Annotated in this window: 11 protein-coding genes; 3 read left to right on the top strand and 8 right to left on the bottom strand. The window is 54.3% G+C overall.

Annotated features, from left to right (window positions below):
• Nucleotides 1-50: 50 nt before the first annotated feature.
• Nucleotides 51-818, top strand: coding sequence for an MBL fold metallo-hydrolase (locus RJP21_RS14360; RefSeq protein ID WP_310859848.1), 768 nt, complete (start codon nucleotides 51-53; stop codon nucleotides 816-818).
• A gap of 22 nt (nucleotides 819-840) precedes the next feature.
• Here the strand turns inward: RJP21_RS14360 and murI are convergent, their stop codons facing one another.
• The 8 genes from murI to RJP21_RS14320 form a co-directional block, all read right to left on the bottom strand.
• Complete coding sequence (gene murI / locus RJP21_RS14355; RefSeq protein WP_310859847.1) at nucleotides 841-1,644, bottom strand: glutamate racemase; 804 nt, start codon at nucleotides 1,642-1,644, stop codon at nucleotides 841-843.
• 166 nt (nucleotides 1,645-1,810) lie between these two features.
• The gene (locus tag RJP21_RS14350; RefSeq protein WP_310859846.1) at nucleotides 1,811-2,299 is read right to left on the bottom strand and encodes a GNAT family N-acetyltransferase; all 489 of its coding nucleotides are present in this window, start codon (nucleotides 2,297-2,299) and stop codon (nucleotides 1,811-1,813) included.
• Between the two features lie 24 nt (nucleotides 2,300-2,323).
• The gene (locus RJP21_RS14345; RefSeq protein WP_310859845.1) at nucleotides 2,324-2,824 is read right to left on the bottom strand and encodes a DinB family protein; all 501 of its coding nucleotides are present in this window, start codon (nucleotides 2,822-2,824) and stop codon (nucleotides 2,324-2,326) included.
• A gap of 333 nt (nucleotides 2,825-3,157) precedes the next feature.
• A complete protein-coding gene (locus RJP21_RS14340; protein ID WP_310859844.1) occupies nucleotides 3,158-9,256 on the bottom strand; it encodes an S-layer homology domain-containing protein in 6,099 nt (2,032 codons plus the stop codon).
• A 124-nt stretch (nucleotides 9,257-9,380) separates the two neighbouring features.
• Entirely contained in the window at nucleotides 9,381-10,010 is a 630-nt protein-coding gene (locus RJP21_RS14335; protein WP_310859843.1) for a pyridoxamine 5'-phosphate oxidase family protein, read from the bottom strand.
• A gap of 151 nt (nucleotides 10,011-10,161) precedes the next feature.
• Nucleotides 10,162-10,899: a MerR family transcriptional regulator gene (locus RJP21_RS14330; protein ID WP_310859842.1), complete on the bottom strand. Its 738-nt coding sequence runs from the start codon at nucleotides 10,897-10,899 to the stop codon at nucleotides 10,162-10,164.
• 89 nt (nucleotides 10,900-10,988) lie between these two features.
• Nucleotides 10,989-11,783 (bottom strand): phosphotransferase family protein, encoded by a 795-nt coding sequence (locus RJP21_RS14325; protein WP_310859841.1) that lies wholly within the window; start codon nucleotides 11,781-11,783, stop codon nucleotides 10,989-10,991.
• A 112-nt stretch (nucleotides 11,784-11,895) separates the two neighbouring features.
• Nucleotides 11,896-12,234: a hypothetical protein gene (locus RJP21_RS14320; RefSeq protein ID WP_310859840.1), complete on the bottom strand. Its 339-nt coding sequence runs from the start codon at nucleotides 12,232-12,234 to the stop codon at nucleotides 11,896-11,898.
• Nucleotides 12,235-12,463: 229 nt separating this feature from the next.
• Between RJP21_RS14320 and pepT the strand changes: the two genes are divergently transcribed.
• Nucleotides 12,464-13,699 carry a peptidase T gene (gene pepT, locus RJP21_RS14315; RefSeq protein ID WP_310859839.1) on the top strand — a complete coding sequence of 412 codons (1,236 nt, stop codon included), beginning with the start codon at nucleotides 12,464-12,466 and terminating at the stop codon, nucleotides 13,697-13,699.
• Entirely contained in the window at nucleotides 13,696-14,535 is an 840-nt protein-coding gene (locus RJP21_RS14310; protein WP_310859838.1) for a class I SAM-dependent methyltransferase, read from the top strand. Before pepT ends, RJP21_RS14310 begins: the two co-directional genes overlap by 4 nt.
• The last annotated feature ends 47 nt before the right edge of the window (nucleotides 14,536-14,582 follow it).

Here is a 14,582-nt window from a genome sequence, read left to right as displayed (position 1 = left end):
GCTATGATAGTACCTGCAATGGAACGTTATTCAATCCTTGGAGGTGCGTTATGAACATAAACCCGTCAAATCATGAAAGCCGGATTCATATGCTGGAGATCGCCTCGTTCGTAATGGGAAAAACCGAAGTAATTCATCCCGTCTTGATCCATGACCGTGAGCGCGCCGTTTTGGTCGATGCCGGATATCCCGGCCAAATCGCGAAATTTGCCGAGGCTTTAAGCCCGTACGGGCTTGGCCTTCAGGACGTGACCCAGGTCATAATAACGCATCAGGATCTCGACCATATCGGAAACCTTCCCGCAATGCTCGAACAATCCAAGCGCGGCATCGAAGTGTTGGCAAGCGCCGAAGAAAAGCCTTATATCGAAGGGGCGAAGATGATTTTGAAAATCACGCCCGAAGCGCTTGCCGCAGCAGAAGCGATGATTCCTCCCGGCGTGTCCGACGCGTGGAAGCAGGCTTTTCTCTCCATGTTAAAAAATCCGCCCAAATCCCCCGTACACCGGGTGATCCATGACGGACAAATTTTGCCGTTATGCGGCGGCATCGAAGTGATTGCCACCTCCGGGCACACGCCCGGACATATCAGCCTGTACCATATTCCAAGCAAAACGCTGATCGCCGCCGACGCGCTCCGCGTCGCGGACGGGCGTTTATGCGGTCCGGATCCGGACCAGACGCTTGATATGGAGCGGGCGAAGGCCTCGGTCAAAAAGCTTGCGGACTACGACATCGAAACCGTCATCTGCTATCATGGCGGCCTGTATCAAGACGGCAACATTTCGCAAACGCTGCGGAAACTGGCGGCCGGCTGAAGACTTAAGGAAACACACCGCTTCAGCCCGTCACCTTTTCTCCTTCGTTTACGGTTTCGCGGCTGCGGTACAACTCGAAAGCTTGCTGCATTTTGCGCAAATATTCCGGTTCCCGGCTGGAGCACGCGAAACGGATGTCTCCGTTGCCTTTGGAGCCTAAGAGCTTCCGTTCCGCCAAAACCTGGCGGAGCCTGCGGACCGTGCCGCGGCTGCCGTCGATGATGTCCATATGCGCAGGCAGAATCCGGCGCAAAAGCGGTTTGTAAAAAGGAAAATGAGTGCATCCCAATACCAACGTTCCGTAATCGTTCAAATCGTACGGGGCGAACTTTTCGCGAAAATAAGCTTCGATCACGTCCGGATCGAACTGCATCGCCTCGCAATACGCAACCAGTTCGGGCAGCGGAAGCGAGTCGACGATGCTGTGGTCGTCAACGCGGGAGACAAGCTGGGTATATTTGGATTGATGAAGTGTCAGCGGCGTAGCTGCGACCAGGACTCTTTTTCCGGTATCGCGGTTCATTTCGACGGCCGGTTTTACCGCAGGCTCCATCCCGATGATCGGAAAGTTGTACTCCCGCCGCAGCTCCGCAGCCGCCGCGCCGGTAGCCGTATTGCAGGCGATCACCAGCGCCTTGATGTCTTCCTGCAAAATTTGATTCAGCGATTCACGCACAAAGTCCTGCACCTGCTCCTTGGTTTTCGTGCCATAGGGTACATGAAGGGTATCGGCAAAAAATAAAAAATCCTCTTCGGGCAGCTGCTTCACGGCTTCAGAAAGTACGGTCAAACCGCCTAACCCTGAATCAAAAAGCGCAATTCGCATGTTGTTCACCTGATTTTTCATAGATTCGATTCACAATGACTCTTTTTGTTCCCTATATGATAAAACCAAATTATTGCCAAAAGTCAAGGAGAACCGCCGTGGAAAAATAATACATCGCCGCTGAAATCGCGGTTTTTCGTACGGTTCCGGACCGGCTGCGGCCATGTCATCCATCCCTTCTGACCATGCAAACAAACCTGGTTTTTTCGCCGTGCACCGGCGAATCGAAAACGCAGGTTCGTTCGAACCCCGCCTTTTCGTAAGCCCGGATGGCCCGCTCGTTAAACGAGGCGACAACCAGCCGGACTCCTTTTCCCGGAAATGTCCGTCTGACGTAACCGACTCCGGCGCCGACAAAGCGGCTTCCTTGGCCCTGCCCGGTCAGTTCGGGCTTCATCCCGAGCCCCAAATCGACCAGCGTTTCGTCCTCATAAATTCCCGCTGCGTAACCGCCGGGGACGCGGGCGGAAATTCCCGTGCAAAAAAATCCGATGACGCGTCCTTCCGCGTCCTTCACGGATACATAATCCCCGTTCAACAATTCGGCCGCGTCCTCTTCGCTTCCGTCCATGCTGTAAAGTTCATAAGGATGAGGGTACCGCCATGCGGCAATTGTCGCCGCATCCTCCTCGTTCATGCTGCTTACCGAAATCATACAAAAACACACCTTTTCCTGGTCTTAGAATAGGGTCCGGATCGATTTTTCCTGAAGCAGGACTTCGCCAAGCCCACGGTCGATCACATTCGCCGATACCCGCCGGATGCCAAGCTCCTTGGCCCAAACCGAAAGCTGGCCGACGTGATGGATTTCATGGGCAATGACGTGCCGCAGCACCTCCCCGTACAAAAGCGGTCCTTTGTGCCACGGGACTTGGACGACCGTTTGCTCCTTTTCGGCATCCGCTGTCGATAACATATCCCGGATTTGTTTGCGGCACGCATCGGACAATTCCTTGATTCTCTCCAGCGATTCGTATTCCTCAAAGCGGGGCTCCCAATCCTCCATGCCTTCGATAGCCCGGATCCAGCTGAGCTCCACGTCGACGATATGGAACAGCGTCTTCAGAATCGAACCGACGCCCCCCGTCCGTTCCTTTGCAAGTTCGTCCGCAGGCAGCACGGAAAACGCCTCAAACCACTCGTCGCGAACCTGCCAGTTATAGGCAAACCAAGTTTTCAAATCGCCGCTCCTTTCTGTCTCCTGGCCATATACGGTTTATCCTATGCTGCAAAGCCGATGAATTCCCTCCGCGATGATTCTATTTTTTATATGGCTTCGGGAACCATTTCCAAAGTTTCATATACAGTATACCATGGATGCGTGACAGCCGCGGCAAAAGACTCCGCACGGGACCGATCGATCATCGTTCAAAACGAGGCCGTCCCAAAAGATCTTGGATCTTGAGGGCGGCCCCAAAAAAACAGAACAAAAAAGAAACCGCCCTTTAGTTAGAATGGATGTACCACCCACCATCTACGAAAGGAACGGTTTCTTTGTACACTCAATATAGATTTACTCTTTGTTCATCAGCATATACACCATCTTAGCCATTTCCGCCCGGGTGACGTTCCCTTTCGGATCAAAGCGGAGATTGCCTTTGCCCGTCATCAGACCAAGCCCGTTGACGCGTTCGACGGCTTCCTTCGCCCAGGAGGAGACCCGGTTCATGTCCGTAAACCCGGCATTGGCTGAACCGGACGGTTTGGTTCCGTACCGCGCATCGCTTGCTTTCATCAATATGACGGCGGCTTCCTCGCGGCTGACCGGATCTTGCGGCCGGAACTTGCCGCCGCTGCCTTGAACGATGCCAAGCTTCGACGCTTGCGCGACCGCTGCCGCATAATAAGCATCGGCAGGCACATCCGTAAACGTATTGGCGGGTTCGGACAGGTCTACCCCTGCCCCCCGCATAACGAGGGTAATGAAATCGGCCCGGGTAACCTGCCGGCTTGGGCTGTAATGTTCCTCATCCACGCCTTGAATCAGATGTTTGGCCGTCAGTTTCGAAATATATTCCTCGGCCCACGAACCCTTCACGTCAACGAACTGCTTGCGGTATTCGAGGACCGCGTACGAGCCCGGCTCCCCGGCCGCAAACGTCACGGCGCCTCCCCGGAAGCTGCCGCCCTTGTACACCGGTTTCCGGTCAAGAAGATATACGCCTGCATAATCGCTTTGAAGCTGTTTTTGCTGCTCGGCCGACAAACTTCTTTCGATCGTGACCGGACTGCCGAAAGCGGTAACCTCCGTTTCGGTTTGCCCTTTCAACTTGATCATCCGCAGCGAATAAACGAGACCCGCATACGAATAGTCCTTTGCGGCGTTTAAATTGTCGCTCAATTTTTGCTTCATGACGCTTGTCATGGACGTGTCGATGCGAAGCAGCAGCTGATCGATCGCCTCGAGCTGATCCGGCATCGAAGCCGCAGGCAGCGTAACCGTGAGACCCGGCGCGGAAATGATGACCGAAAGTCCGCTGTCTTTCGCCTTTTTTAACGCTCCCGCAGGAAGGTACACGGCCGATTCGCCGTCCTGCTTGCCGTCGCCTGCCAGTTCGACGACGACTTTGCCGCCGCCCGCGGTCGTAACGGCTTGTTCCAACGCCTGCGCATCCGCATGGTATGCCCCGTCGGAGGACGGCATTATCGTGATCTGCCCATTGCCTGCTTCCGTCACCGGCGGTTTCGGCACGTTTGGTACGCCGGGATTCGTTCCCTGGCTGCCGCCACCGCCGCTTCCTCCGCCTCCGGGAGGCTGCACTTCGCCGGATTTGACCCCGGTATAAAAGCCCCAAATATCCGACAGCGCGCTGCCGCTGTGCTCATCTTCCGCTTTCACATACCATTGCTCATAGCTGTTGGCCGGGAGGCCTTTCCACGCCACGGAGGTTTCCGTACCGCTTGGAACGTCCGATTTGGCGCCGATTTGCTGATCGGTATAAACCTTTACGCCGATATAATCGGTGGCCACCCGTTTGGTTGCCGGTTCAAGGCCCAAATCGAGGCTGAATTCGTCCTTGCCTTTTTCCGTCTCCGGATCATAGTAATTGTAATCGTCCAAATACGGCGAATACGTCTTGATGTGGAGCTTGTTGTTTTTCATGTCGAATTGCATGAGTCGGATGTAACCCAGTCCACCTTCGGGCGCACCCTGATAATCGGCCAGCATTTGATACACGCTGCGGTCGGGGATGCCGTCCCCGTTATCGTCCAATTGATCCACTTTCAGCTCCGCGTCGTGATAATGCCCGGACAACGCCGCGATGACGTTTTTGTTGGGCTTCACGACCTTTTCGAAAATTTGATCGGCAATCGGCGCCCGATTGTTGGATACGAGCAAATATTCATGCAGGCACAAAATCGCCTTGCGTTCCGGGTATTTGGAAACGACCTCGTTCATCCATTCGATTTCCTTGTCGCCGAGTCCCCATCCCATGTACACGATGATGAAGTCGTTCCCGTTCGACGATACCAAGTCGTAATGGCCGCGGTTATTGTCGTACGACCCGCCGAACACCTGGTTGTTTTTGAAGCGGTTTTCGCCGAAATATTCCTTGAACTTCGTATAATCGTTGTTCTGGTGATCGACGTCATGGTTGCCTGCCAGCACGCCGTACGGAATGTTGGCGTCTTCCAGCACCTTCATGTCCTTGTCGGCTTCGATCCATTGGTATTCCTGATAGGATTTATCGACGACGTCGCCGGTATGGATCACGTATTTGATGTTCATTTTATCTTTTTGCTCGACGACCCAGTTCACGATTTTTTGATAAATCTGCGGATAGCTTTGGGAGTAATATTGGGTGTCGGACATCCAGACGAACGAAAAATCGTAAGGGTCCTGCGATTCCGGCGTCGGCTTGCTGCCGCTGTTGGCCGCTTGGACCGCAATTTCGTCCTGCACCATGACCTCGATGACTTGGCCGCTCGCATAATCTCCTGCTTTGACCACCGCATTCAAGCCGAAATCATCCGCGCCGGCGATGACTTGATCGAGCTGCACCCATTTTCCTTGCGACGGGCTCCAGGCATACAAGCTTACTTTCCGTCCTTCCAGCGATTTCCCCTTCCATTCGATGTCCACCCGGTCGGTGCTTTTTACCGAAGGATCAAGCTTCACTTCAAAGCGCTGGTAAGGGAATTGTTCCACGGAATCGTTGACGAGGTATTTCCCGTCCACCGCGCTGATTTTTTCGTAATCCGCCGCGCCCATGGCCTGTTCTCCCGCTGGAGCCATCTCTTTCGGCGGTTCGGTTACGGACGTATTCATGTAGCCCGAAAATCCTTCCGCGCGGCTGCCGTCATATTTGTAGCCCTTGTAAAACGTCACGTTTAACGGATCCTGGTTCGGGTCCTGGACTTTGACGGTCAGATTCGCATCGGTCCCGACATTAGTCTGGCCCTGCTTAGGGCTGACCAGCTCCGGGGGCAGCGGATTCTCGTCCGGAACTTTGAAGTTCACGGTCGTTTCGGAAATGTTTCCAACCCTATCGGCCGCCTGAATATACAGCTTATGGGTTCCGCCTTTCATTTCCCCGGAAGAGGTTTTGAACGGAAGCTCGACCGGCTTGTCGTCCAGTTTTACCGTCACCTTGTCCACGCCTGCCAGGGCGTCCTCGATCTCGGCATCGATGACGAATTCCCCGCGGTATTCCTTGCCTTCTTCCACCGTCGGCTTGATGGTCGGGGCGGTATTGTCCACGATCACGTTCGCGGTCATTTGCTCCGTGCCGTCGGAAACGGCCACTTGATGGGCGCCGTCCGGCACGGCAGTCGTATCCCAGTCGTACGCTTTCGCTTTCAGGTGTTCCGGCTTCAGATCAAAATGAAATCCGATCGACTCGCTTTTGCCTGCCGAATCGCCCATCTTGATCTGCTTTTCTTTTTCGGCGTAGGCAGGATCCCAAATTTCGGTGCCGTCGGCCAGCAGCAATCGGACGTTTTTCACTTCGAAATCGTCTTTGTTCTCTTCCGGACGTTTATCGAAAGGAGAACTTTTGGAGCCCGCCCGGATATAGATGACATTGTCTCCCGCCTTTAAGCGCTCTGCGCCGATCGGGAAGGACAACGTCGTATATGTGGTGATCGGATCCATAAAGGTGTACAGGATCGTTTTGTCCTCCAGTTCCGGAGGTCCCATCGTCACCGCGTTTTTAAAGTAATAATCGACGTTGACGGCGTCGAACACAAAATAAGCGTCATGTTCAAGTCCGGCATACGTGCTTGGGTCCGGCAGCTTTTTCCCGTCGATGCTTAAAGTTACGCCTGCGGTTCCGGCCGCTTCCGAAGTCCCTTTGACCGTATGGATCCCCTTCACGATCTCCTGATCCTTAACGTTCAGGCGAAGCGGCGCATCGCTCACCCCTCCGGTGATAGCCACTCTGACCAAGTCGGATTTCGTTTCATTCACCCCGTCGGATACGACGAAATAATATTCGATGAACTTGCGTCCGATCAAATCGGCCGAGCTTAGCTTGTAGTGATACAGCATATCGTTATAATCTTCCGTCAGGCGGTGCCCGGTAAATGCGGCCTGCTTGTCCGAACGGACGAATACTTCGACCGAAGTCACCTCGCGATCGTCCTTGGCATCGGCCTTCAGCTCCAGCCCTTTGGACTGGTCCGCCTCCTTGACTCCCGTTGCGTCCTGCACCGTCGGCGAAACGGTGTCCGCTACGACATGGACCGGTTCTGCGGGAACCTGCGAAGGCGTGACGGATCCCGGCGTCGGCGCGTCCGTACCCGATCCGGCTTTGATCATGACCGTGCCGCCGTTCATCGGGTAGCCGAAAACGATCGCCTTGTCCTCTTTCGTTTCATCGCCTTTCGTTCCGCCCTCATACATCAGATCGGCGTCGTAATACGCGGAAGAAATTTCCCTGCCGGTATTCGTTTTGATGACGACCGCCCGTCTGCCGGAATTGGCCATGCCGTCGCTTTGAATCGACTGCAGCGTTTGCCCCGGAATCAGGTTCGTTTTGTAAAATTGGTTGAAGTCGTTTTCCGTGTAGGTTGTGTTGGCGCTGTTTTTAATCCAGAACACGACGGATTGTTTCGGCGCAATGACAAAGTCAGGGTTCACGGACGGCCACTCTACGTCGGCTGCCGGGCCCTTATCCGGATAGCGGTAATAGATTTTGTAGTTTTTGAAATTGACCGGCTGGTCGGAATTGTTGTACACCTCGATATATTCGTACGCATCCGTCGACGTGCCCGGCACGTTGGCCGTGTTGGGCACAAGCTCCGTCACGAGCAGCACCGGCGCCTTGGACGGATCGAACGGATCCATGTTGACCCGGGTAGTATAAGGCTTATCGAGTTGACCCGCCAGAATGCGGTACTGCAGCGTAGGCTCCGCAAGCGCGGCTGCAGGAATCGTCGCCGTATAATCCCCCGTGTTGCCCGAATCCGTCATCGTCGTTACGGTGTACCTGGCTTGGGACGGCGTTTTGTAAAGCAGCTTGACAGGGGCTTTGGAGCCGTCCGCGTTTGTGCCCGGGTTATTCACATGGGCTTTGATTTCATAATCATTGGCTTTGACGACATCGGCCGGCGTATGGGTGATTTCGGTTTGCTTTCCTTCTTCGATGACCGGAGGAACGGCTTGCGAAGGATCGATTTTCCCCGGCGTGGCCGCCGCTTTCCCGGATTCCGACATGACGGTCATGAGCGTGCTTCCCGCCACCGGATGCTTGAAAAAGATCCCCATATTGGGTTTGACATGTTGCGGCTCATAAGCGGCCGACACGATCGTTTCTCCGCCTTTGCCTTTGATCGCAAGCGTTCTGGCGCTGCCGTTCGCCATCCCGCCGCCTCCGGATATCCGGAACAGATTGACGCCTTCAACCAGATTCGTGCCGAAATTGGCGTTGAACTGATCCGCCGTTAACGGGTCGTTTTTTCCGTTCATGATCCAAAACACGACCGGCTGGCGGGCCGGAATGATGATATCGGTTCCCGGATCGGGTGTCCACGGATTGCTATTATTGTAAAAGAAAGAGTAGTCCTTAAAGTTCACATCCTGATCCGTGTTGTTGTAAACCTCCACGAATTCGTAGGCGTCCGTGTTCGATCCCGGCAAATCGGCCGTATCCGGCACCATTTCCGTAATAAGCAGCGCCGGTGCGTCAACCTGTGCCGCAAGTGCTTCCGCCTGCGAAGACCGGATGGCAGTGGAGTAAGCGCCAGTGCGAATGACGTTCCCTCCGGAGTCCAACACATCGATCGAATACTTCAACTCCCGCCCGATCAGCGTTTCGCCCGGAATGTCTCCCGTGTATGTATCCGGCTGTTGCCCCGATGGTTTCAACTCGACCGGGCCGAAATCTTTCCCGTCTACCGAAAAACGGATTTGCCCGCTCCATGGTTGATCCACGCCGTATACGACAGCCGTAACCGTATAATTTTGCTTTTCCGGAATCCATGCCGGCGGCGTATGATCCAATCGGATGCCGCTAGGCTGGTTAAGCTGTGTTTGCTGTGCGCTGTCCATCACCGATAACGGCTCGGCATGGGCCGCGTTCATCAAAGCGGCGGGCGTTCCGGTCGTCAGCATCACGCCGCTCAGCATGGCGATCGAAACGCTCCGTCTAAGTTTCCTAGTCCTGTTCAATGCAGCTTACATCTCCTTCACAAAGGTATTTGACCATGCAAATCCATTGTATGAAGGTTGTGTTAGCTGGATATTATTGCAGGGTAAAGCGATAGTTAAGCTCATTAAATAGCGTTAACATCGATTAATAAAGCCGTTTTTCGTAGCTTTCGGCGAGCGACGCCCGCACTTCGTCCACCGTCAGGCGCAATTTCCCCGCATGCGTGGCGATGATCGCCGCCGGATCGGGAAGGGACGCTGCCTCGGGCCAATGTTCAGGCTGCCACAGCCGGGATCTTTTGAACGCTTTCGCGCAGTGGATGTAGCACTCCTCCACCTCGACCGCGATGCCAACGGCGGGGATTTTTCCTTGCGCGGCCATGCGCTCCATCAAATCCGGGTCGCGGATGATGCAGGCTTTGCCGTTGATGCGCAGCGTTTCCTCCAATCCCGGTATGACGAAAATAAGGCCGACGCGCGGATTTTCCAAAAGGTTGCGGAGCGAGTCGTATCTCCGGTTGCCGGGACGCTCCGGCAGGATCAAATGATGATCGTCGAGTATGTATGCAAAACCTGGGGCATCGCCGCGCGGAGAACAGTCGCATGTGCCGTCCGCGCCGCTGGTGGCGACAAAAACGAGCGGAGACAACGATATGAAATGCCGGCAGTGATGATCGAGCGAGGTGATGACTTTCTGGTTGACGAGTTCCCGGGGTTTGCCCGCAAGCTGCTCAAGCTCCTCTTCGGAGCGAATGATTTGCTGAAATTTCTTCATTATAAACACCTCCGGATTTATTATAAAGCAGCGCGACCGTTTGATGTCAAAAGAAGGAAGAGGCAGCGAAACTTTTACCTGAAGCACCAAGGGTTTGGCAAGCAAAAAAACCGGAGAGCGAGCTCCGGTTTTTTTGTGCTTTTTTGTAACGCTAGTTTCGGCGATCCGCATATTCGGCCATGGCATCCCTCATAAAAACGGCAAGCCCCTCGCCAAACTTGTCGATGTTCCGGGTAAATCGTTCATCGTCCACGTACATTTGGCCGAGTCCTTTGAACGCCTCCAGCGAATAGCTGCCCAACCGGTTCAGGAACCGGTACCATTCGCCGATCGCCTCCTGCGCCTCATCCGATTCCGGGGACAATTGCCGCAAATCCGCCAGCTTCCGGTAGATGGCGTTCATTTCTTCTTCCAGCTTCGTTTGCTCGCTATTGGACAAGCTGCCGAGTTTGGCGTTGGATTCGTCCACCGCTTGATCGCCCCAGCGCTCTCGCGCTTCCTGTTCATACGGATTGCTGCTGAAATCAAAGCCCGCAAATTTTTCCTGATTCGACATGTTGATCTCTCCTTTTTCGTGTTTCATCGTCTTCTCCAAGGTTTCGATCATCCGCTCCAGCCGGATTCGCTTTTCCAGCAGAAGCTTGTGGTGAAGCTCCATCGCCTCCATCCGGTCGAAATCCGGGCGGCTTACGATCTCGCGGATTTGCTTCAACGGGAACCCGAGCTCCCGGAAAAACAAAATTTGCTGAAGCTTCGCCAAATCTTCATCGGTATATACCCGGTAACCGGCTTCCGTCGTGCGGCTCGGATGCAGCAGGCCGATTTCGTCATAGTGATGAAGGGTGCGCACGCTGATTCCCGCCAGCTCGGCGACTTCTTTCACCATCATGGATGTTCTCTCCTTTCCTTTTTCACTATAAAGAATCACGTAACGTGAGAGTCAACAGGCATTTTCATTTTTTTCGGACTCAAAGGATTTTACTGCTTTCGGATCAGCTCCAGCAGCTTCTCTTTTTCAGAATCCGGAATCCATTCGGTTAGGCGCGCCGAAGCGACCGGAACCAACCACTTTACGATCTCTTCGCGGGGGATCCGGGTCAGCCTGGTATATTCGTTCATATACGCCGCGGCTAACGCCTGCCGGATGCCGGTAAAGAACTCGACGGCCGAAAGAGGCAGTTCATCCGGCAGCGCGCCGTGCTCCAGCATGAGCAGCGTTCTTGCCACATCCGCGGCAGGATTGCCGGCCGTAGCCGTCATCCAGTCGATGACCCATTCCTTTTGCCCGAGGATGATATTGTCCGGATGAAAATCTCCATGGCATAACGAGCCATCGTCTTCCAGATCTTCCAGCTTTAGGACGATCTCGGCCTTCTCCTCGGCCGACAGGAGCGGGGCATCCGAAATCCGGCGTTCCAAAGCCGCTTTCAATCGCGGCAGCCCCTCCGCCTTCCGCTCATGTATTTCCGCGTGGATACGAGCCATCCGCCGGGCTTCCGTTTCGACGATTCCCGGATTTTGAAAAATCATCGCAAGCATTGTGTGTCCTTCCGCCTTTTCGTAGACGACGCCCACTCGTCCTTCGCTCTCCACATACTCGAACGGCTCCGGAACATGCAGCCCTGACCGGAACACATTCTGCGCGATTCGAAACTCTTCTTCCGCCATCGTTCTCGGCAAACCTTTGCGAAAAAGCTTCAGCACCCTGCCCGATTCCAAAGCATAAAGCTCGGCAGTTCGCCCGGCGGCCACCATCCGCTCATTTTCTTTCATCCGACTCTTCCTCTCCCGTTTACGCCAAACCTTTTTTGAAACGATACATGCATTGTAATTCAAACCCGATCCATTGAGAAGCGCGGATCTACGGGCGAACGCCGACTTCGGGCTATGTCGAAGGTTTTTCGTCCTGATCCGAATCGGAATTCAGGCTCTCCTCCCATGCCCTGTTCGCTTCTTGGCGCTCCGCCCAGTTCTCTTTTGCTTTTTCCTTATAACGCTGAACCGCGGCCGGGAAATCCCCGAGAATGAAATAAACCACCCCCAATATAAAAAAGAGGATGCTTAACAGCAGCAAAAAAACACCCGACTCATAAAGCGCCATGCGAAAATCGTATGATCCCATACCTCCGTTTTGCGTCAACAACATCGCATCCGTCACATATCTTACCGCAAACAAAAATGCCCCGATCGCAAGGAATGCGACGCCTGCTCCTCGCCTGTTCATCCGAACTCCCTCCTGTCGCGTTCTTAAAAAGCACCTATATCCTTAACGCGTTCCGCACTGCCGTAGTTACCTTTAACTTTTAAATCCGGATCTTTCCGAGCATCTCCGCTCCCTGTGATTTTATAGCCCGTCCGTGATATCATAGAAAGGAAACTGCAAATACATACTGTGTTTTTATCGACAGGGGAGCCTCCGGGCGTCCTCTACAATAGAAAAGGAGCTGACAATTGTGAAACAGGAAATCATGGAACGCTTTATTTCCTATGCCAAAGTTGAAACGCAATCGAACGAGGACAGCCCGACCTGCCCTTCCACGCCGGGTCAGCTGAACCTTGCCCGCATGCTCGTCGACGAACTGAATAACATCGGCATGCAGGAGGTGACCATGGACGACAACGGCTATGTCATGGCTACGCTGCCTTCCAACAGCGATCGCGACGTGCCGACGATCGGATTTTTGGCCCATGTGGATACCGCTACCGATTTCACGGGAGCCAGCGTAAACCCGCAAACGATCGAAAACTACGACGGCGGCGACATCGTCCTGAATTCCGGGCTGAATGTCGTGCTTTCACCCAAACAGTTTCCGGAGCTGTCCGGCTATAAAGGCCATACGTTGATCACGACGGACGGAACCACCTTGCTCGGGGCGGACGACAAAGCAGGCATCGCCGAAATTATGACCGCCATGGCCTATCTGATCCGGCATCCCGAAATCAAACACGGAAAAATCCGGGTGGCGTTTACGCCTGACGAGGAAATCGGCAGAGGCCCGCAAAAATTCGACGTCAAAGCGTTTAACGCGGACTTTGCGTATACGATTGACGGCGGACCGCTCGGGGAGCTCGAATACGAAAGCTTCAACGCGGCCAAAGCGAGCATCACGATCAACGGCACCAACGTGCATCCCGGCACGGCCAAAAACAAAATGGTCAACTCGATCAAAATCGCCATGGAGCTGAACGGCAAACTTCCGGCCGAACAAGCCCCGGAACATACGGAGGGGTATGAGGGCTTCTACCATCTGCTGAGCCAAAACGGCGATACCGAACGCACGAAAATGGAGTACATCATCCGCGACTTCGACCGGAAGGAATTCGAAAACAAAAAGGAAAACCTGAAGCGGATCGTCAAAGAACTGCAGGCCAAATACGGGGAAGAACGGATCGTGCTCGACATGCGCGACCAGTACTATAACATGAAGGAAAAAATCGAACCCGTCAAAGAAATCGTGGACATCGCGTATGATGCGATGGAAAGCCTGGGCATCAAACCGATCGTCAAACCGATCCGCGGCGGCACCGACGGTTCCCAGCTCTCCTACATGGGACTGCCGACGCCAAACATCTTTACGGGCGGCGAAAACTACCACGGCAAATTCGAATACATTTCGGTGGACAACATGCTGAAGGCGGTTCAAGTGATCGTGGAAATCGTTCAACGATTTGAGCGGCGCGGCGCATGAGCCACCTTCCCGAAGGCAACCGCCGAAGCAACGTCGACCGTTTCTCCGGTTACAAGGATTTATATGACCGATATCGGCCCGGCGCCCCGAGCGAAGTCATCCGGATATTAACGGGATATTTGCAGCGCAAGCCCCAGCTCGTTCTGGACGTTGGCTGCGGCACCGGACTGTCCACCTTTGTTTGGAAAAGCGACGCGGAAACGATCGTCGGGATCGAACCGAACGACGATATGCGCAGCAAAGCGGAAGAAAAGCTGCGCTTGCTGCAGGCCGAAGACCCTGCCGCAGGCAGCATCCGGTTTATGAGCGGCTATTCGAACAAACTGGAGTTTCCGGACGGCGCAGCGGATCTGATCACCTGCTCCCAATCCTTTCATTGGATGGAGCCTGCCAGCACGCTTGCCGAAGCTGCAAGGGTTTTGAAGCCGGGCGGCATCTTTGCGGCATACGACTGCGATTGGCCGCCGACCGCTTCCTGGGAGGCGGAAAAAGCGTACGTCGATCTTCTGGATCATGCCGACCAGCTGCTGAAGGAACGCCAAAGCGAAAAGGATCAAGCCGTCAAACGGGACAAGGAATCGCATCTGGCCCGCATCAAGGAAAGCGGCCACTTCCGATACGCGCGGGAAATCGTATTCCACAACGAAGAAACCTGCGACAGCGAACGGTACATCGGTCTCGCGCTTTCCCAGGGGGGCCTTCAAACCTGTCTCAAGCTTGGATTCACCGATCTGGACGGGGAAATAGAGCGTTTCAAGGCGTTGGTGAAGGATTATTTTCTGGACCGCACGCTCGAGGTGCTGTTCAGCTACAGAATGAGAATCGGTGTCAAATAACGGTTCGAATACGCTCTCGTTTCGTTCATCCGGTAACTGCAAAAGGC

Origin of the sequence: Paenibacillus sp. VCA1, assembly GCF_031583795.1 — a bacterium.
Classification (GTDB): Bacteria; Bacillota; Bacilli; order Paenibacillales; family Paenibacillaceae; genus Paenibacillus_AQ; species Paenibacillus_AQ albilobatus.
This window is presented reverse-complemented; position numbering and strand designations above follow the sequence as displayed.